The 24,437-nt window shown below is 47.5% G+C and carries 21 protein-coding genes and 1 other annotated feature; of the genes, 3 read left to right on the forward strand and 18 right to left on the reverse strand.

Annotated elements, in window-relative coordinates:
* Positions 1–146 precede the first annotated feature (146 nt).
* The 17 genes from ACE3MZ_RS14505 to ACE3MZ_RS14585 form a co-directional block, all read right to left on the reverse strand.
* Positions 147–1,394 carry an ATP-grasp domain-containing protein gene (locus tag ACE3MZ_RS14505; protein ID WP_411342865.1) on the reverse strand — a complete coding sequence of 416 codons (1,248 nt, stop codon included), beginning with the start codon at positions 1,392–1,394 and terminating at the stop codon, positions 147–149.
* Complete coding sequence (locus tag ACE3MZ_RS14510; protein WP_411342866.1) at positions 1,376–2,617, reverse strand: MFS transporter; 1,242 nt, start codon at positions 2,615–2,617, stop codon at positions 1,376–1,378. The genes ACE3MZ_RS14505 and ACE3MZ_RS14510 overlap by 19 nt, the downstream gene beginning before the upstream one ends.
* Positions 2,599–3,537 carry a transketolase family protein gene (locus ACE3MZ_RS14515; protein WP_411342867.1) on the reverse strand — a complete coding sequence of 313 codons (939 nt, stop codon included), beginning with the start codon at positions 3,535–3,537 and terminating at the stop codon, positions 2,599–2,601. The genes ACE3MZ_RS14510 and ACE3MZ_RS14515 overlap by 19 nt, the downstream gene beginning before the upstream one ends.
* Entirely contained in the window at positions 3,534–4,313 is a 780-nt protein-coding gene (locus tag ACE3MZ_RS14520) for a 1-deoxy-D-xylulose-5-phosphate synthase N-terminal domain-containing protein (protein ID WP_411342868.1), read from the reverse strand. Before ACE3MZ_RS14520 ends, ACE3MZ_RS14515 begins: the two co-directional genes overlap by 4 nt.
* Positions 4,285–6,177: a M20/M25/M40 family metallo-hydrolase gene (locus tag ACE3MZ_RS14525; RefSeq protein ID WP_411342869.1), complete on the reverse strand. Its 1,893-nt coding sequence runs from the start codon at positions 6,175–6,177 to the stop codon at positions 4,285–4,287. Before ACE3MZ_RS14525 ends, ACE3MZ_RS14520 begins: the two co-directional genes overlap by 29 nt.
* Positions 6,168–7,205 (reverse strand): N-acetyl-gamma-glutamyl-phosphate reductase, encoded by a 1,038-nt coding sequence (gene argC / locus ACE3MZ_RS14530; protein WP_411342870.1) that lies wholly within the window; start codon positions 7,203–7,205, stop codon positions 6,168–6,170. The genes ACE3MZ_RS14525 and argC overlap by 10 nt, the downstream gene beginning before the upstream one ends.
* On the reverse strand, positions 7,202–8,521 hold the full coding sequence (locus tag ACE3MZ_RS14535; protein ID WP_411342871.1) for an aminotransferase class I/II-fold pyridoxal phosphate-dependent enzyme: 1,320 nt from the start codon (positions 8,519–8,521) through the stop codon (positions 7,202–7,204). Before ACE3MZ_RS14535 ends, argC begins: the two co-directional genes overlap by 4 nt.
* A complete protein-coding gene (locus ACE3MZ_RS14540) occupies positions 8,511–9,176 on the reverse strand; it encodes a degT/DnrJ/EryC1/StrS aminotransferase (RefSeq protein ID WP_411342872.1) in 666 nt (221 codons plus the stop codon). Before ACE3MZ_RS14540 ends, ACE3MZ_RS14535 begins: the two co-directional genes overlap by 11 nt.
* A 212-nt stretch (positions 9,177–9,388) precedes the next feature.
* Positions 9,389–10,288 carry a RimK family alpha-L-glutamate ligase gene (locus ACE3MZ_RS14545; protein WP_411342873.1) on the reverse strand — a complete coding sequence of 300 codons (900 nt, stop codon included), beginning with the start codon at positions 10,286–10,288 and terminating at the stop codon, positions 9,389–9,391.
* Positions 10,288–10,470, reverse strand: coding sequence for a lysine biosynthesis protein LysW (locus tag ACE3MZ_RS14550; protein WP_367059170.1), 183 nt, complete (start codon positions 10,468–10,470; stop codon positions 10,288–10,290). Before ACE3MZ_RS14550 ends, ACE3MZ_RS14545 begins: the two co-directional genes overlap by 1 nt.
* A complete protein-coding gene (locus tag ACE3MZ_RS14555; protein ID WP_411342874.1) occupies positions 10,467–11,018 on the reverse strand; it encodes a flavodoxin family protein in 552 nt (183 codons plus the stop codon). The genes ACE3MZ_RS14550 and ACE3MZ_RS14555 overlap by 4 nt, the downstream gene beginning before the upstream one ends.
* A gap of 632 nt (positions 11,019–11,650) precedes the next feature.
* Positions 11,651–12,346, reverse strand: coding sequence for a DnaD domain-containing protein (locus ACE3MZ_RS14560; protein WP_411342875.1), 696 nt, complete (start codon positions 12,344–12,346; stop codon positions 11,651–11,653).
* 51 nt (positions 12,347–12,397) lie between these two features.
* A complete protein-coding gene (asnS, locus tag ACE3MZ_RS14565) occupies positions 12,398–13,690 on the reverse strand; it encodes an asparagine--tRNA ligase (protein WP_411342876.1) in 1,293 nt (430 codons plus the stop codon).
* A 38-nt stretch (positions 13,691–13,728) separates the two neighbouring features.
* Entirely contained in the window at positions 13,729–14,928 is a 1,200-nt protein-coding gene (locus tag ACE3MZ_RS14570) for an acetate/propionate family kinase (protein ID WP_411342877.1), read from the reverse strand.
* On the reverse strand, positions 14,925–15,797 hold the full coding sequence (locus tag ACE3MZ_RS14575; protein ID WP_411342878.1) for a 3-hydroxyacyl-CoA dehydrogenase family protein: 873 nt from the start codon (positions 15,795–15,797) through the stop codon (positions 14,925–14,927). Before ACE3MZ_RS14575 ends, ACE3MZ_RS14570 begins: the two co-directional genes overlap by 4 nt.
* 272 nt (positions 15,798–16,069) lie before the next feature.
* On the reverse strand, positions 16,070–17,572 hold the full coding sequence (locus ACE3MZ_RS14580; RefSeq protein WP_411342879.1) for an AAA family ATPase: 1,503 nt from the start codon (positions 17,570–17,572) through the stop codon (positions 16,070–16,072).
* The gene (locus tag ACE3MZ_RS14585) at positions 17,572–18,099 is read right to left on the reverse strand and encodes a hypothetical protein (protein WP_411342880.1); all 528 of its coding nucleotides are present in this window, start codon (positions 18,097–18,099) and stop codon (positions 17,572–17,574) included. Before ACE3MZ_RS14585 ends, ACE3MZ_RS14580 begins: the two co-directional genes overlap by 1 nt.
* A gap of 572 nt (positions 18,100–18,671) precedes the next feature.
* On the opposite strand from ACE3MZ_RS14585, the gene ACE3MZ_RS14590 reads away from it, so the two are divergent.
* From ACE3MZ_RS14590 to ACE3MZ_RS14600, 3 genes are all read left to right on the forward strand, one after another.
* A complete protein-coding gene (locus ACE3MZ_RS14590) occupies positions 18,672–19,670 on the forward strand; it encodes a sugar ABC transporter substrate-binding protein (protein WP_411342881.1) in 999 nt (332 codons plus the stop codon).
* Positions 19,671–19,707: 37 nt separating this feature from the next.
* Positions 19,708–21,396 (forward strand): methyl-accepting chemotaxis protein, encoded by a 1,689-nt coding sequence (locus ACE3MZ_RS14595; protein WP_411342882.1) that lies wholly within the window; start codon positions 19,708–19,710, stop codon positions 21,394–21,396.
* A gap of 211 nt (positions 21,397–21,607) precedes the next feature.
* Positions 21,608–21,841, forward strand: a binding site (T-box leader).
* A 226-nt stretch (positions 21,842–22,067) separates the two neighbouring features.
* Complete coding sequence (locus tag ACE3MZ_RS14600; protein WP_411342883.1) at positions 22,068–23,639, forward strand: 2-isopropylmalate synthase; 1,572 nt, start codon at positions 22,068–22,070, stop codon at positions 23,637–23,639.
* A 238-nt stretch (positions 23,640–23,877) separates the two neighbouring features.
* Here the strand turns inward: ACE3MZ_RS14600 and ACE3MZ_RS14605 are convergent, their stop codons facing one another.
* Positions 23,878–24,411, reverse strand: a complete 534-nt coding sequence (locus tag ACE3MZ_RS14605) for a DUF5590 domain-containing protein (RefSeq protein ID WP_411342884.1) — start codon at positions 24,409–24,411, stop codon at positions 23,878–23,880.
* Between the last annotated feature and the right edge of the window lie 26 nt (positions 24,412–24,437).

Here is a 24,437-nt window from a genome sequence, read left to right on the forward strand (position 1 = left end):
CGTATAAGGGGCTTGTATGCGGCAGTTTGTCTTATCCATAAGTATGATGACTCATCTGATCTGTATAGAGCACTCGTTAAAATAGGGATACACGAATCAAGCAGTGTATCCCTGTCACACATTTTGCCGTTTATTGCGATTGTGTTCTATACAACCTCTTCCACTTCTGCATAGCTGATCTCAATACGCGATACAAATTCCTTTGCCAGATCACGAGCAGCCTCTGGTGTATCTGCTTGTACGATAATATAACCGAGCCGATCATCGGAGCTGCGGGCAATATCCACTGAATCGCCTTCCTGCACCTGAATCTGATACCGCGTAATCTGCGGATGTTCTAAATGCTCTAATCCGGTAATGGAACCGACGAGCCCTTTGCGATCAGCAACCAGATAACCGATGGCAGATGCCTGAATCTGTTGCTTGTCAATCTGTAGTGGCTGGGACAGATATTTACGGATCGTTTCGCGGAACACATGGATGCCATACGCATTCACGATCAGATCGGATGTGATATTGTCGCCACCGGGACGACCGTTAACTTCAATAATCTTCGCCCCTGCTTGTGTGTATTTTAGCTCCACATGCGCAGGTCCATTCTGAATACCAATCGCCACGACCGCCTGCCGAGCAACATGAATCATCTCATGACGCTGCTCCTGATAAATGGACGACGGGAATACATGCAATGTTTCCACAAAATAAGGCAGATCGGACGTATGCTTTTCCGTAATTTCCGCAAAGGCAATCTCACCTTCATCAAGGAATATTTCCACGCTAAACTCCGGCCCAGTTAAATATTCCTCAAGCAAATACTCGTCCCGCACTTTAAAATCCATATACGTCGTCTTAAATGCACGCAGCTCTGCAAACGCATGTCGCAAATTCTGCTCATCCTCTACAAAATACACCCCCTGACTGCTGGCGGCATTGGTTGGCTTCAGCACGACTGGATAACCGATCTCTGCTGCTGCCGTCAACGCCTCGTCTAATTGGCTCACCACGGCAAATTGTGCACTTGGCACCTGCTGTTGTGCAAATACTTGCCTTGCCCGATCTTTGTTACGCGCATTCAGCGCCGCATCCGCTGATGTGCCGGGAATGCCCAGCCGTTCGCCCACCTCTGCCGTTACAGCAGAAGCATAATCAGTTGCCGGAATCAGTGCCTGAAATTGTCCATGATAAGGACTGTTCACAATCGCCTCATAGATGGAGTCTGCATCTCGAATGTCCGCAACTAGAAGATCGTCGTATAGACCTTCATATCCGTACAAGGTCGGATTATCCTTGGACGAAGCGATGACGACTACGTCACTGCCAAGCGCTTTCGCTTCTTTAACAAAGCTAACACCGTAAAAGCTTGGCTCTACAAAAACTATTCGTTTGTTTGCCATACTGCACTCTCCTTTTTGGTCAGACTCTGCACATGGGTCGATATCAATCCAAATCCGATCAGTCCCAACGCCATCAATGCACTCATAATGAGAAATCCATAACCTGCACCGAATCGGTCAATGACCAGACCGATACCGGAAGAACCACCTGCTTGAATGAGTAATGATAATCCGGTCCAGACCGCCATCGCTCTGCCCATAAATGCCTTTTGTACATTTTCCATCAGCAGTGTATTCATCACGATTCGCAGCGACGAGTTACACAGCCCAAGGAAGAAGCTACCCGCATACAGCAGCAATACAAGCGAATTGGCATAGAGCGCGAACAAATTGACAACTGCGATTACAAAGAACAAATACACCATCTGTTTGTTCGATAGATTCGTAATGAACAATGACACGAGAAAGCCAGAGATCAGCCCGCCAATCCCATAAAACATATCTGACAAGCCAAAGACGATGCTATCACTCTGCAACGTTACATTGACATAAGCAGGCAACACCACATTGTACAGCATCGTTACAGCTAGCGGCACAATAGAGATCACACCGAGAAAGAAGATGATTTTCCGTTGACGCAAAAAGTGCAGCCCCGAGCGAAAGCTCTGTACAAAGCCTTCCTGCTCACGTTCCTCACTATGAACGATAGATTGATAACGAATCGCCGCCAGTACCGCACTGCTAATCAAGAACACCGCGATATTCATAATCAGAATGACTTCAAAGCCGTAAAATTTGTAAATGATGCCCGATACTGCGCCAGCTGAGAACATCCCGACCTGCAAACTAATCTCGATAAAGGAATTCCCATTGATCAGCACATCCTCTGGCAAAATCTCCTGAATAAAGCTGCGCGACGCTGCCATATAGATCGTCCAGCCAATCCCATTAATGACGGCAAAGCCATACATAAGCGGAATGCTGAATCCTTGCGCAAAAAATAACACCGCCAGCAATGCCAGCAAAAAGGCACGTAGTACATACGTCCACAAAATGACCTTTTTCCGGTCAAAGCGGTCCGTAATAATACCAGCTAACGGCGACACAAGAAAACCAGCAAGCACGTTAAACGTCAGCAAAAAGCCAACATACTGATTGGAGCCAGTCTCGGTCATCACATACCAGTTGGCACCAATCGTCGCCATGCCTACACCAAAGCCAGAGATCACATCAGAAATGAGGAATTTGCGAAACTGGGCATTTTTTAATACGGATAGGAACATAATGGACTTCCTTTCCGAATATCAAGGATAAACTGGCGTAGTCGTTCTTCTGTGAATCCGAGATATTCCAGCACATCGCTGTGACTGCCACCGTATTTGGGCCATTGTTCGTTGGGGGTAAACGCGTATACCTTTTTGTGTGGGAGTAGCAGACTGAGATATGAGCCTACACTGCCCGCGCGGCGATGCTCCTCCACAACAACAATCTGCTCCCCGCTATTCTCCAGCCGCTGCAAATTGGCAATTAGCGCTTCTTTGTCCACATAACACAGATGCAGATGATTCAGCTGCGGTTGTTCTCTTTTCAATGTTAGTGCCATCTTGGTTGCCTGCTCACCGATGGAAATGAGCGATACTGGTGCATCCTCATTCCAGCTACCGTCCACGATCAGCTCGTCGCCTTCTGCCAATGACGGAATACTATCAAAGGCATCGTTACGGGACAGCCGGATATAATAAGGCTGCGCCGAAGTCGCTGCTTCTCGAATGACGCGGCGCGTCTCCTCTTCTCCATGTGGACAGGCAATACGAATATTTTCAAACGTCTGGATCACTCCGATATCTTCCAGCGCATGATGAGTCGTACCAAACCAGCCGCCAGATACACCGCCATAACTGCTGACGATATTGATATTTTTGCGCATATAACCAAGTGCCAGCTTGATATGCTCGGCACAGCGCAGCGCGACAAATGGGGCAAACGTGGAGAAAAAGGGCTTGAATCCGCCCTCTGCCAATCCAGCGGCAATATCGACAGACGTCATCTCAGCAATGCCCAGATTGAAGAACCGATCCGGAAACTGCTGTTCAAACGGATGCTTTTTGCCACCCAGATCGGCTTCCAGCGCAACAATCTGCGAATCTTGCTGTGCCAGCAGCGTTAGCTCGTCTTTGTAGGCATCTCTTCCGGACAGTGTCATACGAGCGCCTCCTTCCATTTGTATGCCTGAGCACGGCTGATTTTGGCATAATGGGCGGCGGGATTGCCTTCCATCGCTTTGATGCCTTTGCCTTTGATCGTATGGGCGAGAATAGCGAGTGGACGATCTACCTTACGTTCCAGTGCAGAAGTAATCTGCTCCAGATCGTGACCGTCGATCTCCACAACATCAAATCCGAATGCTTGAAAACGATCACCAAGATGTGGAAGTGGCGAAACATCCTCTACCAACCCGTCATTTTGCCCCCCATTCACATCGATAATATGAATAAAATTGTTGATCTGCTTAGCAGCAATGACCTGCAATGCTTCCCAGCAACTGCCTTCCTGCAATTCGCCGTCACCGCTAATAACGATGCTGATGCCCTGTTCCCCGCGAATGCGCTGTGATAACGCCCAGCCTGCGCCATAAGCAGGCCCATGACCAAGACTGCCAGTAGCAAACGGAATATGCGGTAGCAAATAATTCGGATGCCCGGTGAACAATGAATCCTTTTTCCCGTAACTCTCTGCCGGATTCTCTTCCAACAGCCCAAGTACATGTAGTGTGCTGTATAATGCAGCCGCTGCATGCCCTTTGCTTAGAATAATTCGGTTGCGTTCATCCTGACCATATCGTGCGAAACTGCTTAGCAGCAGATCGATTACCGACAAGCTGCCGCCAATATGACAACCGACTTCGGTTGCTGCCATATCGATAATGAGCTTACGTGCCTGAATGGTCTGTTCATGTAGTTTGTTCACGGTTAGCGGCATACGTTTCCTCCTTGTCCTTGCTGTTGAGCGAGAACCATGTGTGGATACTATTGAGCAGAATATTGCGACTTAGCCGCACTTCATCTACCGATACATGCTCCTCATCGGTATGATCCAGACTAGCATCGCCGGGACCGTATGCAACCATCGGTATATCTGTCCACGTCGTCGCGAGTGTATTCATATCGCTGGTGCCCTTTTTCATCTGAAAGGTTAAACGATCACCCAACACACCGTTGGCACCGCGAACGAATGCTTTGACGAGCTGATCGCGGCGTGAATTCTGATAACCCGGTGTATCACGCAGTACCGTAATCGTACTGTCCGGCCATTCTAGCTCCGCGATATGCTGCTGATATCCGGCTTGTGCCTGCGGTGATATACGAAAATTCAAAATTGCCGATGCATATTGATCCCCATTGTCAGAACCAGACTGAAGCTGAATGAGTGCGGATAGATGATCTGCATCGTACAGCTCCAACTGTTGCCGCACATGAGCAGCAAGCTGATATACACGGTCAATCGGACTTACGCTGTCTTTCCCAGCGGAATGCTTTTGCTTTTGCCGAACATCCAGACGCAGCTTGAACAATCCATAATAGCCTAGCGTCAGACTACTCGTACCACTTGGCTCACCGATAATGACAGCATCTGCCTGTACATGATCACGTACATAGAAAGCACCAGCGGACGATGATACTTCCTCCTCTACCGCACCAATTACGAGTAATCGAAACGATGGCGGCACTTCCGCTCTGCGCAGCACCTCGATAAAATTGACCAGACTGCCTTTGGCATCTACACTGCCTCGACCAGATAGCTGGAAATCATCTGCTGTGATTGGCCATATGTAAGGAACGGTATCGATATGACCGAGCAGCAGCAACGTCTGATGACCTTCGCCCTTGCTGAGTACGATATTGCCGACCTCGTCCACCTGTGCCGTAATCTGCTTCGAAGCGACGCGCTCTTGTAAAAATTCAGCCAGCACGCCTTCATCGCCAGATACCGACGGAATGCTGATCGCCTGATGCAATAGCTTCATATCGTCCGGTAGATCGTTACCGCGCCAGAACCATGTTTTCCCGATTCCATGCAGCGTATGCGGGCCAGTAATAGCAATGTCTGCCACACCTTGTGAAAGGGTCAGCTCAGCAGCGCGCAACTTTTGCTTCATTCGCCCGGAGACGACAATATCATCCTGCTGCGGATAAATATCGGTAATCGTTGATTGCGGATCGTCCACATCTTGTAGAATGCCTGCTGTACCGGTAACAAAGCGTACATGACTGGCGCGTGTAGCTACCGCCAGATGAGCTGCCAGCATATCCGCATCAATGTTAATATACTGCCCAATCTCTGGATCATAGATCGGCGGTGCCAAGCAGACAACATCATGGGTATGCAGCAATTGCAGCAGCACATCTTCCCGTGCTGATGTGTAGCTACCGTACAGAGAATCGCGTACAATTAGCTTTTTGCCATTTTTGCGGACTTTGAGCGGTTTGCCCTTGTTGCCCAGCACCCAGCCATGATCGCCAGCACATTGTGCCAGCACGGACAATCCATGGGCTTGTAGGGCAGCACGCACAGGAGCGAAGATATAGTCTTCGTATGCCTGACGGATCTTGTCCATATCAGATGGCGGGCAATAACGTACTTGATCACCATTGTCCAATTCCAGAAATTTGAGCGGCTCATTCAGCTCGGCAAATTTCTGTTCAATCGCTTCTGCCCCGCCGCCGATCAATAGAATCTTGGCACCCCGGCGAGACAGGTCAGCGATTTCAGCGAAAATGGTCTGACTTTTTACAATAGTACTGCTACCCAGCTTGATTACATGCAGATTGTTGATCACGGCCATATCCCCTCATGTTCTGTCGTCAAACCGGTGATTTCTGGAATGTCGTAATAGATGTTGGCAGCTTGAATCGCCTGCCCTGCTGCTCCTTTGAGCAGATTATCGATCGAGACGAGACTGAGACATTTGCCATCCTTCACGATAAACGCTGTTTCCGCGTAATTGGTACCGTGTACCGTTTTCAGCATGGGACCGGGCGATGATTGACCGGAATAGCGGATAAACGGCTTAGACTTGTACGCTTGGAAAAAGGCTTTTTTCACATCGCTCTCTTCTACCCCTTCCCGCAGTACAGAATACGCACTGACGAAGATGCCGCGTGCCACATCCAGACTGAACGCCGAGAAGGACACATCCAGCTTATGCTCACTGTACGTAGAAGCGATACGTTCAATTTCCGGTAGATGGCGATGCTCAAACCCTTTGTGCAGACGAAAATTGTTCACTCGATCGGCATGCGTTTCTTTACTGCTCTTGCCTGCTCCACTGGAACCGGTCTTCGCGTCAATAAATACATGCCCTTGAATGAGCGAATGCAGGACAAGCGGATAGATGGAATAGATCGAAGCCACCGCCATACAACCCGGCAGATTCACAACCCGTGCATCGCGATTCCATTCCGAGATTTCCGGGATAAAATAATGACTGCCCGCCTGCTCCACAGTAGAGATAGATCCCGGATAATATCGCTTCAACACGTTGTTATCTGTAAAACGGTAATCTCCACTAATATTGAAAATACGCTGCGTATGATTCAGCACATGCTCCAGATGTTGTGGCAAAATGCCCGTTGGCAGCGCCGAAAAGATCAGATCGTACTCTCCATCCAATTCTGCCAGCTTGCTGTACGTCAGCTTCGGATTGACCTTGCGATATAGAAACGCTTTATGCGTTTTCTCAACCGGTCGACCTGCCTGCGATTCCGAAGATACAAATTCCACCTGAAAATTCGGATGTGCGCTTAACAGCCGATACAATTCGCCGCCGACAAATCCATTTCCGCCCAGTATGCCTACCCTGTATGTACTCATCCGAGCCGTGCATCCCGTTCATAAGGTGGCTGACTGTTCAGACTACGAGCATATTCAGCAATCTGATCAATATGCTGATCTAACTTTTTAAAAGCCAGTTCATACGTCAGCAGCTTCTCGTACTCAACCGGTGAGCGCAATTCGCGGCAAATCGCCAGCGTCGTATTGAGCATATGCAGCGTATTCGGGAAATGCTCCAATCCATACGGCAATTCGCCGCCTTCATACAGGTTAAACGGATATTGATTACCAAAGCCTTTGCGATTGAGAAACGGCAGATGACCGGGAATCGGTACATTTTGCCATTCGCGCGCGAATACTCCTTCTTCCATCAAAATATTCTGTATCGCTTCTTTCACCTGATACGGCGGAATCCCGGCGAATTGTGGCAAATCGACATTCAAGCGCAGACGGAACATATTGAAGCTATGGATATAACCTTCTGGGATATACGGTCCCTCAAATAGCGTTGTCTCATGTAAAGTAGCAATCAGATGATGCGCATTCCGCTGACGTACCGCATCATAATACGGCAATCGTTGCAGCTGACTGATGCCAAACGCCGCCGCAATCCACGAAATATTATAATCAATACCAGAGTTCTCCAGAAACTGCTGTGCGCGAATATAATCTTCTTCTTTTTTGAAAAAGGCAATCCCGCCTTCACCACCAACTGGAAAATTCTTGTCCGCCATCAGACTCTGACCAGCGGTATCACCTAGTGAACCGCACAGCTGTCCATCAATCGAGGCAGAATGTGCATGGGATGCATCCTCCACCAGCTTCAGCTGATACTGATCGCACAATTGCTGAATCGCCGGGATGTTGGCAGGCAATCCATGCACATGCACTGGCATAATAACCTTCGTGCGCGGCGTAATCAAGCGCTCAATATCGTTAACATTCAGGCAATACGTATCAGGATCGACATCGGCAAAGATCGGCACTGCCTTGGCAGCAACAACTGCCTGCGCCGTTGCAATAAACGTAAATGCTGGCAAAATCACTTCATCTCCCGGCTGCACCCCTGCACCGATCAATGCCAGATGCAGACTAGATGTACCACTGGCAGTAGAAATGGCATAATTCGCACCAACATACTGGCGATACTGCTCGGTAAATTCTGCGATCACATCATGCGGCTGCTTCTGAATCGAGATCAGCATTTGCAGTACATCTTCTTTGGTAATGTTCGGGAACGTGGTTTTGCGCCCTGCCTGTGGAAGTACCGCACGTCCACCTTCAATCGCAAGTTGCTCCTGCGCCCATTGTTCCTGCGGCAGTTCCAGCAGATTCAGATGAAAATCAGTCTTCATGTTGTTTATCCCTCCGTAACAACGCCAGCTTCACGCAGGCTCCCACCAGCGGACTAAGACGATAATTGAATTGCACACCCGGCTGAATCTCCAGCTCTTGCTCGGTCTGCGTCCACATCGTTCGCAAATCGAATGCACCGAATATTTTGAGCCGCTCCGACTTTTTGTACAAGGTTTCATCATTTGTTAATAACGTCGCAATCGGACCGAAGGATAAGCCGGTAAAATTGACGATAATTACCTCGTCCTGATGGTGCTTCTGCAATAACGTATCAATCTGCGCCAAATTGCTCCAATTGATATCGATCACCGTATACGGATGATCCAACCCTTCCGCTGTACGAACACCAAGCCAGTCTACAAATCGCCGCTCCTGCGCAGTTGCGGATGACGGCAATGAAGTCTCACTGCCATGCACCAGATCCTGCCCCCAGAGCGCCCCATGAATCGCGCCAGTAAAACTATTGTACAAATTCACATACGTTTTGCCGGATAACTTGGACAGCGCATTTTCCAGACCTTTCAATTCCTTCTCATTCTTCTCGATACTCATAATGATGCCGGTATTCAGCACACGAGCAAGCACAAACGAGATCGAAAAATAGTCTTTCTGCGATATTTTCGCCGGTGATTCCGTGATGTTCGTTAATGACATGTGCCACTCTCCTTCCATTGGGCATAGGTGATGAGAACGCAATAAGTGTTATTTATGGAGCAATAAGCGCTGTGTATGGAATGGGTACTTCTCATTTCGTGAATGGTCGAAATGGAATACATGTATGAAGCGATAAAATATATAAGCGTCCAATAAGATCAGCAAACAGAATGATTGATCTGCAATGAGAGGAATTTAGTATCAAGTATCAACTAACGTACAGATAATCCGCTCACCTGATGATGTGACGCTGACGCTGCATGTATGCTGTATTGTGCAATAGCTTGCGCAACATCGACTTTGTGGATCAGCCATGACTTAGCAAATTCGGGATTCTGATTCACTTCGCATACCATATAGATATGACGGGTATGATCATAAAATAAATCAAGTCCATATATGCCATTACCGATTGCATCAGTCACTTGTTTGCTGATTTCTCTGATCGGCTGACTGAGCTGAATTGACTCAATCTCTGCACCAAGATGCGTATTGGTGATCCAGCTGTCTTGAGAGATGCGCTTGATCGCGGCAATCGGCTGATCGCCAACAATAACAACACGAATATCGTAATTGGACTTGTCTACGTATTCCTGCACGAGTACCGGCAATGCCTTGCCCTGCGGATCCAGTGATTCGCGAGCGGCAATCCAGGCATCCAATGTGAGGCGGTCATTGATCAGTGTGACCCCTCTCCCCCACGAAGAGCTGACCGGTTTGATGACAAATTTGCCGTCAAACCGATCCAGATATTCGTACAGCTTGTCAAACGTAAACGCAATCGCGAATTCCGGCTGGGCAATCTGACGACGCTGGAACACCATCGCCTGAAATGCTTTATTGGTGCAAATACGAATCGACTCGTAGGAGTTGAGGGTACGTACACCTGCCAGCTCAATATACTGCGCACGCTCTAGCGCCTTGCTCTGAGATAAGCAGCGGATCAGTACCAGATCGTAGTGACGAATAGTAGCAAGCTCCAACTGCATGTTATCCGTACATACATCGACTTCCACACCCGATTTGATTAAATCATCGTAAATCCGGCGTTCTTCCTCACGCAGCTTCGTTACGCAAAATAGTAATCTAGGATGCTCCTGTCGACTGGACATTACTCACCCCAATCTTCTTCTACTTCCGGAGCAAACACCAGATTCGGCTGCTCATTGACCCACTGGAATTCATGCTCCTGCCCACACTCTTGGCACTCCACAATCTCTCCGGTCACGGTCTGTTGATCCACTTCCACCTCGGCATCGCAAGTTAGGCATTTCGTTGCTGTTACGCTCATCATACACGCTCCTCTATGTGTGTTAACTGCTCATTGATTTGACGCGCCTGTTCCAGGGCAATCTGATCATGCAAAATATCTCCGGGTTTATTACCGGTACCAATCAAATGACCTTGTAGATCCAATTCCAAAAATTCAGCGATATATTCAAATTGCTGAACAATCGGCTGTGCTTTGCGCTGCGGATCATCTCCACCAACAAGCACGAGAAAGATTTTCTTTTGTTTTACCTGTTCTTGAAATCCAGGTATGATACGCAGTGATTCCGACCAACGATCAATAAAGACTTTGAGCTGAGCAGATATGCCGTACCAGTACACTGGAGAACTGAACACCACATAGTCGGCTTCTAAAAATGCGGGCAACAACGCATCATATTCATCCTGCATGGAAGTGAATCCCTCAGAATCATGACGCTTGTCAACGATCAGTTCAATGTGGTGATTCCGTAATGCAATCTCGCTATAATCCAAGTTGTGCAGCAGCTGCCGAGCAAGTGTAGCGGTATTGCCATCTTCCCTGGCACTGCCATCCAGATGCAAAAACTTCATGCTTCACCTCCACTAATATTCATTCGTTTACCCTTATCGCTGATACCCAAAATGGATAACAGTATATGTCAATTACGACTATTCACAGTATATTACTGTAGTATATATTTGTAAACTATTAACATATTTTACTTTTTATCTTTCCGAACATAAGTTTTATCATCATTATAATTCATATAACAACGAATAATTAACTCTTTGATTCTAATTTATTTTTGATCTATTTGTAGCGATTTTGTCGGTTTATACATAAATTTGTAGACGTCGAATCTTTTCTTCTATTTGAAGCTTATTGGATATGGAACATTCTATACGGATCGTGAAGCTTAATTTCATTTTTGCATTTTCTCCTTTTTGTTTTTCTGCAAATAAACTTCAGCCTTGAACTATTGATCGCACATACAAGCATCCAATTTCAGATATAATCTAATCCATATGTCCCATAGCAAAGTATTTCTCACAGCAACGTATGTCTCATAGCAACGCATTTCTCATAGCAACGCATTTCTCATAGCAACGCATTTCTCATAGCAAAAAAAGGCTGTTCTCCGTCTCAACGGAAAACAGCCTTCTGCTTCTCTTATTCTCATGCGATACTGAACATACAGTTCATCGTAGACACACCATTCATCTTAGCGCTGACGGAACTTCTGTGTATACGCCCGTACATCGTCCGGTGTGCGAATCCGATTACGATTCCACTCCAGCAGAATACGATCAATATACCGAAAATGAAGCTTACCAGCAAAGACCGCTTCTTTCAGCGCCATCAGAATCAGTTCTTCTGCATAACGATCTTGATCCATCCAGCCGGAGATCGTTTCGCATTCCATTGGCGAAAGCGGACGCGCAAATTCCTTTTCAAAAATAATGAATAGATTGCGTTCGCGCTCTTCCTCTTTTGCCGCTGGTGTTTTGGCAGCTTCTTCCGCCTGACGAATCACTGTACTGCGCTCCTGCTGCTCAGAAGCAAGCACTGTACCAAGTTTAACGTACAGTCCAGCTAGATCGTAGCGTTCGTAGCGCACACCGGTCAGCGGGTCCTGTTCGTCTTCAATCGTGATAAAGCCCGATTTCATCAGCTTCTGAATGCGGGAAGCGATAACAGCAGGCGCTGCGCCTGTGCGCCATTCCAGCTCTTCCAATGTCGGAAATTCGTTATGCTCCACCTGACGGAAAGACAAGAGCTGCAACAGCAGCATCGCTTCCGCATCATCCAGATCAAGCGCCTGATAATATTTGAGCAGCGCATACGGAATATTCGCCGTTTGCGCGCCCATCGCATAGGCGGCGCCCTGTGCCCATGATTTCCATTGTTCTCCGCCCATGTTGTTCATCCTTTCTATACTTCCACCGTAATCCTTGTGTCAGTACAGAGCCTACGGGTACAGACGATACAGCATACGAGGGAATGCAATCGTCTCACGTACGTGATCCAGACCGCAAATCCAAGCAACCGTACGCTCCAGACCTAGACCGAAACCGGAGTGTGGAACGGTACCGTATGTGCGCAGATCCATATACCATTGATATGCTTCGCCCAGATCATGCTCTTTGAAGCGTTGCTCCATCAATTCTGGATCGTCGATCCGCTGTGAACCACCGATAATCTCGCCATAGCCTTCCGGGGCGATCATGTCAGCACACAGTACAACTTCTGGACGATTCGGATCAGGCTTCATGTAGAATGCCTTGATGTCCTTCGGATAGTGCGTAATGAAGACTGGTTTGTCGTAGGCTTCAGCAATTGCTGTTTCGTGCGGCGCGCCAAAGTCATCGCCCCATGGGATGTCAAAGCCTTTGCCTTTCAGGAATTCAATCGCTTCATCGTACGTGATACGCGGGAACGAACCAGTGATATTTTCCAGCTTGGTCACATCACGCTCCAGCGTTTCCAGCTCTGGACGACAGTTTTTCAGTACAGATTGTACGACATGCGAAACGAATTGCTCCTGCACTTCCAGACTTTCCTCATGGTTCACGAACGCCATTTCCGGCTCGATCATCCAGAACTCGATCAGGTGACGACGAGTTTTGGATTTTTCAGCACGGAATGTTGGTCCGAATGAGTATACTTTGCCCAGCGCCATCGCTGCCGCTTCCATATACAGCTGTCCGCTCTGCGTCAGGTAGGCATCCTCATCAAAATATTTGATATGGAACAGTTCCGTTGTATCCTCTGCCGCAGACGGTGTCAGAATCGGCGGATCAACTTTGGTAAAACCGTTCGTATTGAAAAATTCTTGAACCGCACGGATGATCTCAGCGCGGATTACCATAACTGCACGCTGTCTAGTGGAACGCAACCACAGGTGACGGTGATCCATCAGGAAGTCGATCCCGTGCTCTTTCGGTGTAATCGGGTATTCGGACGTAATATGAAGTACCTCGATACCAGTTACAGTCATCTCGAACCCAGATTTACTGCGTGGTTCTTCACGGATGACGCCGGTTACGTACAGCGAGCTTTCTTGTGTGAGGCTTTTCGCAGCATCCCATACGCTCTCTGGTACTTCACTTTTCACGACAACGCCCTGGATGTATCCTGTACCGTCGCGCAGCTGCAAAAATTGAATTTTACCGCTGGAACGTTTGTTGTTGATCCAGGCTCCAATCGTTACCGATTCGCCAATATGCTCATTGACTTTTTTAATAACGGTTTTAGTGGACATTCCTATATTCTCCCCTTGTCTATGCGTGGCTGCTGTTCTTATTTGTTGATGAGTTTGTAGGTATCGCGAGCGATAACCAGCTCTTCATTGGTAGGAACAACCAGCACTTCTACTTTGGAATTCGGTGTGGAGATGCGGCGTGGATCGCCAGAACGAATTTTGTTCAGCTCCTCGTCGATTTCCACTCCCAGATAGCTCAGATTGTCACAAACGGATTTGCGCACAATCGCAGAGTTTTCACCTACACCAGCGGTAAATACGAGTACATCTACACCGTTCATCGCTGCCGCGTAGGAACCGATGTATTTGCGCAGACGGTATTCGTACATTTCAAATGCCAGTGTCGCATGCGGGTCGCCTTTTTCCAGACCATCCGTAATTTCGCGCATGTCGCTGCTAATACCGGAGATCGCTTGCAGACCGCTGTGCTTGTTGAGCATCAAGTTGACTTCGCTAACAGTCAGTTCTTCTTTGTTCATTACGTAAGGAACGATAGCAGGGTCAAGATCGCCACTGCGCGTACCCATCATCAGACCTTCCAGCGGTGTCATACCCATCGATGTATCAACAGATACGCCGCCTTGAATAGCCGTCAGACTACCACCATTACCAATATGTGCGGTGATGATTTTCAGATCTTCCAGTGGTTTGCCCAAGAACTCGGCAGCCGCATGACTTACATAATAGTGCGAAGTGCCGTGGAAACCGTAACGGCGCACTTTGTATTTGTTGTACAGTACTCTTGGAATCGCGTACAGATACGAACGTTCCGGCATCGTCTGGTGGAACGCCGTGTCAAATACGACAACCTGCGGTACGCCAGGCATGTTGATCTCGGACGCGTTGATCCCCATAATAGCAGCCGGGTTGTGCAGCGGTGCCAGATCGATCAGCGCACGAATGTCTTTTTTCGCTTGCTCGTCTACAATTGCGGATTCTTTGAAGAACTCGCCGCCGTGTACGACGCGGTGACCGACTGCGTTGATTTCGCTAACACTAGATACAACGCCGTGTACGCTGTCTGTTAATTTGTCGATAACTTTGCGGATTGCCGTGTTGTGCTCCAGAATCTCGCTTACTTCGGTTACTTCATCCTTGCCGGTTGGCTTGTGTGTCAGAATGGACGAATCCATCCCGATCCGCTCTACAAGACCTTTTGCCAGTACGGATTCATCAGTCATATCATACAGCTGGTATTTCAGTGAGGAACTACCTGAGTTAATTACGAGTACTTTCATATCCGGTCACCATCCTTGTCATACTTGAAGAAACCTTCGCCTGTTTTCACGCCGAGACTGCCTGCGCGAACCATCTTTTTGAGGATGATTGCCGGGCGGTATTTCAGCTCGCCGTATTCGCGGAACATACGCTCCAGCGCTGCATTGACGGAATCCAGACCGAAGCGGTCTGCCATTTCCAGTGGGCCATATTGGAATTGGTAACCGACACGCATTGCATCGTCGATATCTTCAGCAGAAGCTACGCCTTCTTCCAGTACGTGCAGTGCTTCGTTGATCAGCAGACAGATGATGCGGCTTGTTACAAAGCCTGGAGATTCGTAAACGGTAATGCCTTTTTTCTCTACTGTTTCTTCCACGAATTGCTTGGTTTGTTCAAACGTAGCGTCAGACGTACGCAGACCACGAATGATTTCTACCAGATCAATTTTGGATACCGGATAGATAAAGTGCAGACCGATCACGCGCTCTGGATATTTGGTCGAACTTGCCAGTTCGGTCAAGCTCAGTGTAGATGTGTTACTTGCCAGAATTACGCTGCTGGAACACACTTGATCCAATTGAGCGAACACTTCTTTTTTCGCTTCTGGGTCTTCGCTGATTGTCTCGATAACGAGTTCACAAGAACCGAGATCCGCAAAATGAGTCACTTTCTGGATTTTGCCCAGAATGAGTTTTTTCTCCGCTTGGGTCAGTGCCCATTTTTCCATTTGCTTGTCCAGACTTGTTTCGATCATAGACCAAGCGTTATCCAGTTTCTCCTGGTTTTTCTCAACTAGCAAGACTTCAATGCCTTTTTTGGATAGCATCTCCGCGATACCTTGACCCATTGTACCGCCGCCGATGACGCCGACTCTTTTCAAATTCATACTGTGTACTCCACCCTTCCAATATTCAATACGGTATTCAAGCTGCTTGTTACAGATGCTGCGGGATACCGTGCAGCCCTTCACATTTTCATTTCCTTCTCAAGCTGTATTTAAAGCAAATCCGGTTATGGCAAACGCCACTCCCAACGATTGCCGCCACATATAATGCGCGAAAACGATGAATGAAAAATGCCAGGCTTCTATATAATCTCCAACATCTAATAATACCGTAGCACAGCCGAAAAGTAAAAAAAAAGTACCGGCTTTGTGAATTAAGCCGGTACATTTGAACTTTTCTTGAACTGTTCGCGAAATTGATCGCCAGACAGCACTTCTTCACGCAATAAAATGTCAAGGGAGCTGTCGAAAATGTGACGACGCTGCTCTAACAATTCACGAGTACGCTCGCCCAGTTGCTCCAAGATCTGATTGCTTTCTTTCATTAGCAATTCCTTGGGCACCATATTTAGGGTAACGATGCCCAGCTTGGTCAGACCCGCTTCTACCATCGTCTGCACAATGTTGAGCGCCTGATCAAAGTCACCTCGTGATCCGGTACTACGTCCTTCATAATACATCTCCTCAGCAGCGGAACCAGCAAGAGCAATCATAATCTGCTCTTCCAAAAATGGCTTTGTATACAGATATTGTTCCTGCTGTGGATTATGTCTGACATAACCGAGCGCCTGTCCACGTGGGCTGAGTGCCACTTGACCCACACTATTCGGGCGAACAACTTCTGCCATAATCGCATGACCAAGTTCATGTAGTGCAACACGCTTCTTCTCTTCAGTACTGGATTCGCGGTCGGTACGCTCACCCATCATTACTTTATCAATCGCCATCGACATATGACGCTGGGCAATCGTTTGTTGATTGTCACGCATCGCATAGATGGCAGCTTCGTTCATGACACTCTCCAGCTGTGCGCCGGAGAATCCATATGCTTCTTCTGCCAGTTTGTCCAGATTGGCTTCATCTGCCATTGGTTTGTTCGCAGCGTGCAGTTCCAGAATGTGCTTGCGACCTTTTTTATCCGGCAGATCCACCTGAATATGGCGGTCAAAGCGACCCGGACGCAGCAGCGCACTATCCAGCATTTCCTTACGGTTGGTCGCGGCGATAATCAAGATGCGCGGTGCTTCATTACTATAAATGCCGTCCATCTCGGTCAGCAGCTGATTGAGCGTCTGATCATACTCACGCTGTTGACCACCTTCGCGCTTACCACCGATTACATCGATCTCATCAATAAAAATAATCGCACTTTGTTTATTTTCACGCGCCGCACGGGTACGAGCATCCTTGAAGAGATCACGGATACGACCAGCGCCGACGCCGACATACATTTCCACAAATTCACTACCAGATGCGCTGACGAATACGGAGTTGGTATAATGCGCTGCCGCTTTTGCCATTAGCGTTTTGCCTGTTCCCGGAGGACCGGTTAACAGGATACCTTTGAGCGGGCGAATACCAAATTTGTTAATTTCATCATGACGAACGAGAAAGTCCAGCGCTTCGCGCAGTTCGCGCTTGGCATTATCCTGACCGCCGATTTGCTCAAAGGTCAGTTTGGTCGGACCGTTCTTCTTACGCCCACGTTCCTGACTGGCACCTACCGCAAGTCCGCCTCGCATCTGCATGAATAGCAGCAGTCCGCCGATTACAGCAGCAATCAGCAACAGCGGTACGATGTTATAACCGATAAAAGCGAGAAAAATCAGCAAAACAGGTACAAATCCGACGACAACTTCTTTGGTCCATTTTGGCATTAGGCATTCCCTCCTGTGACTTGAGCGCCCAGTGGCAGTATGAGAAATTTGCTTGCTTTCCCATTGCTCAAAGATACATATACATTGCGGTCATCCATCTCGGCTTTGGCAGTAATCCCGCTATTATCACGGGCAATTTGTTCTAACGTTTTGGGGATATCAGTATATTGACGGTTAGCCATCGCTTGGGAAACAGGAAACATTGCATTTTCCCAGATTTGATTGAGTGTATCATCCGAATGGTCAACCACTTCGAGTTTGAGTGTACGAGCACCGATAATATCGGCACTTTGCTTGTTTAATGTCTGAACGAGTGAGCCCAAATCCGTTTCCGGTTTCAGATCGAGTTTCAAAGCTACCTCTTTCTGGTTAATGGATACTTGAGCTGAATTAACACCGGGGTACGAATCAACAATATTCATCAGCGGATTGTGAAGGGTCAGCTGACGATAGGTGAACCATCCCCCGAATAGTAGTGTAATGGAGACAACGACTGTAAGAATGACTGGCAAAGCGCGGAGCTTCATAAACGTCCTCCTTTGTAGGTGTGCTTGCTTCGTGGTGTCATGCAATGCGGTATACATTTATTTCGGCACACTTGAACCTTTCGGTAACACAAAAACGACAGGTTTTTTTGCTTTGTTTGAAATTTTTACACATTTTGCAGATAATGCTAGTATATCACACGGTTTTATGCGATTTTGAGTCAAGACTATGAACGTTTACATCCTAACTTTTCCTACAATACATACATCTTATCTATGGCAAATGATACACATCTGGATAAAGCAAAATCCGACCTCTCTTCTCTGTTATACGCAGGGCGGAAAGTTTCGGATTTTTTGTTTTTTTGTCGAAATGCCTATTCATAAAATCTTCATATAAGTCGATAACTTAGTCATCAAGTGAATAGCCTGTATACAACAGTTTTTCGAAAAGGATGTATGACTATACTACCGCTTTCGTGCAGTGATGTGCAAGTTTACCTCGTTGTGTCAGAAATGACATTCCTTTCGGCAGTCATATCTTCCTTTGCGGTATTCGAAGGTTGTACCGATTGTAAGCGCTCTATTTATTTTATGATGACGGAGGTTACGCCATGAGATTACGCCGCTTTTCATTGTCCGCGCTTTGCTGTTTCTTTGTATTTTGGCTTGCTGCCTGTTCTTCCACTTCCAGCGGTACAGATTCCGCGACTACGCCTGACCCTTCGATGGCTGCCAGCACTTCGTCTTCCGGCGGCAAGGCTGAAGTTGGTGTCGCCATCTTCGATATGAGCGACAAATTTGTCAGCTACATTACGCAAGGCATGAAAGTCTCGGCTACCAAGCAAAATGTGCAAGTCAGTTACGTGGATGCCCAGAACGACACAGCAACGCAGGTGAAACAAATTCAACAATTTATTAGTGATGGTGTGAAATCGATCGTACTGATTCCAACCGATGAGAGCAGTGCCGATCAGTCAATCGCCCTTGCCAACAAAGCAAATGTGCCGATTATTGTAGTGAATCGGTATTACAAATCAGTCGACAATGCTACATCGTACGTTGGCTCCGATTCAACCACTGCGGGTACGATGCAAATGGAAGCGGTCGCCAAGCTGCTAAACGGCAAAGGCAATATCGCTATCATGAACGGTGAAATGGGAACAGAAGCTCAGATCAACCGTACCAAAGGCAACAAAGATATTATCGCCAAATATCCGAATATGAAGGTCGTTCTCGAAGACACTGCCAACTATGACCGTGCACAAGGTATGGCGCTGATGGCAAAATGGTTATCTTCTGGTACAACGATCAACGCCGTAGTCGCCAACAATGATGAGATGATTATCGGTGCGATGCTGGCGGCACAGCTTGATAACAAGGATAAAGACATGATTTTTGCAGGTGTGGATGCCACAATGGACGCACTGGAATTTGTGAAAGCGGGACGGTTGCAAGTAACGGTATTCCAAAATGCACCGGAACAAGGCAGTCAGGCAATCAAAGCTGCCGTTGCCGCTGCTGACGGTCAAACGGTTCAAAAGCAAATCATGGTGCCATACGAGCTTGTCACCAAAGACAATGTAGAAGCATATATCGCCAAATGGCAATGATGCCGCTGACCGATCCCAAACGAAGGAGCCACCGCCTATGAAATTGTCCATTCTGCAAAAAATGCTGATATCCTTTCTCGCGATTGCCCTGATCGCCGGCAGCGCAGGCGTCATTTATATTATTTCACTCAACAAAATTCACAGCACAACGAATGACATTCTGGATCGCTACGTTGCGCTCAAATCCGAAGCCGATAATCTGAAATTTTACGCGACTGTGCAGAACAGTCATATGCTCACCTATATGCTGAGCCGCGATACGTACTATGGTTCCGAGCTGATGCTGGCGAATAAGCAAACCGCTGATATTTTGACCAGTATGAAAAGTAAAGTAACGGATGCACAGGATATCCAACAACTGGACTATCTCGTCAAAATGAACGACTTTTACAGAACCAGCTCAGAGCAATTGCTGCAATTGACACCAGCGCAAATCTCCCAATCGTATTTGAATATCAAAACTAGCTTGATCCCAATGGGCGGCGTTATCGTGAAATTTGCCCAGCAGTTCTCGGATGAGCAGGATGCGTTGATGAGTCAGGCGCGTGCTAACAGTGAGAAAACGATTCTAAATACACGTTGGACAGCAATCATCGTTACGATTCTGACCTTCGTTCTGGCGATTCTGATCGGTTCATGGATCTCCAGCCTGATCTCTCGTCCACTGAAAACATTGTCTCGCAATGCGAAGATGATCGCTGACGGCGAGCTGAATATGGATGATGTACAGGTCAAACAAAAAGACGAAATTGGTCAACTCGCCGCTTCGTTCAATCTGATGAAAAACAATCTGCGTACCCTTGTGAACGAAATCAACAGCAGCACCGATCAAGTGATCACGATCTCACGTGAAGTTGCTGGCGGTACCGCCGAAACTGGCAAAGCTGCCGAGCATGTAGCAGGCATCATGTATGAGCTGTCCAATAATACGGGCAATCAGGTATCGACTGTAGAAAATGGACTGCAAGCAGTGCACCAGATCAATACGAATATCGGTCAAATCGACCAGAGCAGTCAGCAAGCACGCGAAACAGCTGCGCAAGCGCAAAACGAATCGCTCAAAGGAGAAAACGAAATCAACCGTGTTATGCGTCAGATGGATGAAATTCAGAGCCGCATGACGCAGATCGAAGCTGTTATTTTATCACTGGGCAAACGTTCAGAAGAGATTGAAGGCATCAACAATGCCATCTCCTCCATCGCTACCCAGACCAATCTGCTCTCCCTTAATGCCGCTATCGAAGCAGCGCGTGCAGGCGAGCATGGACGCGGCTTCGCGGTTGTTACATCCGAGATTCGCAAGCTGTCGAATGAGACAAATGAGTCCGCTGTACGTATCCGTGCACTAGTGCAGGCAATTCAGAATGAAACGCAACGTGCTAGCCAGTCGGTAAAAGAAATGGTGAACGAAGTGTCTCAAGGTACGGTTGCCGCTGGTTCCGTAACCGATCTGTTCCAGCAGATCAAACAACTAACCGATCGCACCACTCAAGAGATTGGCGAAGTTACCGAAGCTCTGCGCAATCTTGCTGGTCACTCTGGCAAAGTTGTCGAATCGATGGAATACATCTCCACCACTACCGGTAGCATCGCCTCCGGTACAGAAAGTGTCAGCGCGGCAGCTGAGGAGCAACTGGCATTTTTGGAGCAAAGTACTGCGCACACCGCTACACTGCATAGCATGGCGGAGAAATTACAAGAAACGGTATCACAATTCAAACTGTAATGTATGCCATCATTCATCATTCATCATTCATCATTCATCATTCATCATTCATCATTCATCAAAATGCCCGCCCTGCCGAGATGTAGCGAAACAGGGTGGGCATATTTTCAATCGTTTTTGTGTAGTCATATGTTTCTTTTTTATAAAACGCTTGCTTTTTCATTTGAGGCTGTGATACATTATGTAACAAATTTACATACTTTGGATACAAACAAATGTGATGAGTAGAAAGAGTACGAATGACGATGCTTACAGAGAGCCGCTGGTTGGTGCAAAGCGGTAGTGTGAATCATTCCGAACTGGTCTATGAACAGCTGCCTGATATGTAGGGCAAGCCGGAGTTCCTCCGTTACAAGGATAGATGGTGTTAGCCATCGAACAAGCTGAACCGCTGTATGTTGGCGGTTAATTAGAGTGGTACCGCGGGTAATGCCCCGTCTCTATTATGGAGACGGGGCTTTTTGCTGTTCAATTTCCGGAGTTGAACAGCCCTGCTTGATATATATTAACGATCTGTAGCTTAATTAGAGCATCTCTTAGAAACAGGTATAGAGTGCAATATTGTACTTTACTATTTCATTCATTTTGAATATCTTCTTAACGATCTAGTACATCCAAAGTATTGCTGAACAAACCGTATTTACTACCACATACCTCAGGAGGTTATATCTATGAACCGTATGATTACTGTATTGGACACAACACTGCGCGATGGTGAGCAAGTACCTGGAGCACGTATGAATCTGCGGCAAAAAGTCGAGTTTGCCCGCCAACTGGAGCGTCTGCAAGTAGATATGATCGAAGCTGGTTTTCCTGCCTCGTCACGCGGTGATTTTGAAGCGGTGCAGCATATCGCCCGTCAAGCTGGTGAGCGTACACACATTACCGCTCTGGCACGCGCCGTCAAAAACGATATCGATGCCGTGTACGAAAGTATTCGTGATGCGCACAATCCATTTATTCATATCGTGCTGGGTACATCCAATGTGCATGTGGAGAAGAAATTCAATCGTTCCCGCGATGCTGTGATGCAGATGGGTGTGGATGCGGTCAAATATGCACGTACGCTGATGCCGCAGGTGCAATATTCCACAGAGGATGCGTCACGCTCGGAGTTCGAATATTTATGGCAAACGATTGAAGCGGTCGTGCGCGCTGGTGCTACGATTATCAATGTGCCAGATACGGTCGGTTATGCGGAACCAGAGGAATTTGGTCATCTGATCTCCCGTTTGAATGATCGCCTGAAAAATCTGGACGATTCTGTCATGCTGAGCGTCCACTGCCATAACGATCTGGGTCTGGCAACTGCGAACACGCTGAGCGCCATTCGCGCTGGTGCGCAAAAAGTTGAATGTACGATCAACGGACTGGGAGAACGCGCGGGAAATACGTCGCTGGAAGAAGTAGTCATGGCGCTCAAAGTACGTGAAGAGCGCTACCAATGTGCTACTGGTATCCGCACGGAGGAGATTATGAACACCTCCCGCCTGCTCACGCATTTGACTGGGCTGGATGTACAGGTGAACAAAGCGATTACGGGCGAAAATGCCTTTGCCCATTCATCCGGTATTCATCAGGACGGTCTGCTCAAAGACAAAAATGTGTACGAGATTATGTCGCCGGAGCAAGTCGGTGCTGGTGAAATGGAACTGGTGCTGACCGCCCGCTCTGGTCGCCATGCGTTCAAAAATGCGATTGCCAAACTGGGCTATATCGCTGCTAGTGAGCAGCAATTTGAAGAATTGTTTGCCCGCTATCTGGAACTGGCTGACCGCAAAAAAGAAATCTACGATCATGATCTGTTTTTCTTGCTGAACCAGCCAAATGAGCAACACGTCGATCATCAGGATCATCATGCACTGTATGAACTGGATACGTTCCAGGTCGTCACTGGCAGTCTGCATCCGACAGCAACCGTGCAATTGAAAAAAGGCGGCGAAGTCCATGCAGGCAGTGCAATCGGCGATGGTCCCATTGACGCGATGTACGGTGCGATCCGTGCGCTGACTGGTGTACAGGCAACATTGAAACATTACAAAATCAATAGCATCTCCAGCGGTCAAGAAGCAATCGGACGTGTCAACATTCAATTAGAGTATGAAGGTCGTCTGTATACGGGCAAAGCGATGGATACCGATATTATCAAGGCGAGCGGACTTGCTTTCTTGAATGGGGTCAATGCAATCGTGCTGGATACATCCGGCGGTGCAACTGGAGAAGGTCAATTATCCCGTGTGTAACATTTGATAAAACCGACTGGTCAATCCAAGAAAAATAGTATACCGATCGGTGAACGATTCACAAAAAAAGAATCCAACGATGCGCAGCTTTGCGTGTCGTCGGATTCTTTTTATACATGGAGTTTCTCATTAGAACTTCTCATTAGAATTTCTTATTGAAATTCCTTGTTGAAATTTCTTGTTAGAGTTTCTCGTACATACAGATGGTCGTATATAACATCATCAGCACAGCTTCATATTACGGAGTGAGCGTATTCGGCAATTGCATTGGTCCGCCCAGCTTAGTGCCGTCGCGGAAGTTATAAAATACGTAGTAATACGTATCGCCCGACTTGGCAAATACTTGCCAAGCATACTTGCCGTTGTACGAGCCGGGGACAGCGCGAACTGCCTCGGCGCCGGGCAGATCTTGTTGCAACAGCTCTGCTGCTCGCTGCTGTGTGATCGTACCGGCAGTTTTCTCGACATGTACAGCGTTAGTGCCTTCAGCTGGTGTACCGTCTTCGTTAAATTTTACCCAGACCATCACATCCTGCTGCTGATCGTTCTGACCCTGAATGACCCAGTAGATGGACTTTTCATTCCATACGGAGTGATAGCTTGTCGTTACAGCAGACAGCTTGGCATTTTGCTGCGCTACTTCCAGTGCCGCCTGCTCCTGACTCCACGGCTTTGCCATCACATGTACATAAAACTGGTTTACACCCAGAATAATCAGACCGACCACTGTAATGATGATCGCAATCCATTTACCCGTTCCCAAATTTCGCAAGACACGCCATCCTTTCTGTATCGTTA

Origin of the sequence: Paenibacillus sp. WLX1005 (assembly GCF_046603685.1) — a bacterium.
In the GTDB taxonomy this organism is placed as follows: domain Bacteria; phylum Bacillota; class Bacilli; order Paenibacillales; family Paenibacillaceae; genus Saccharibacillus.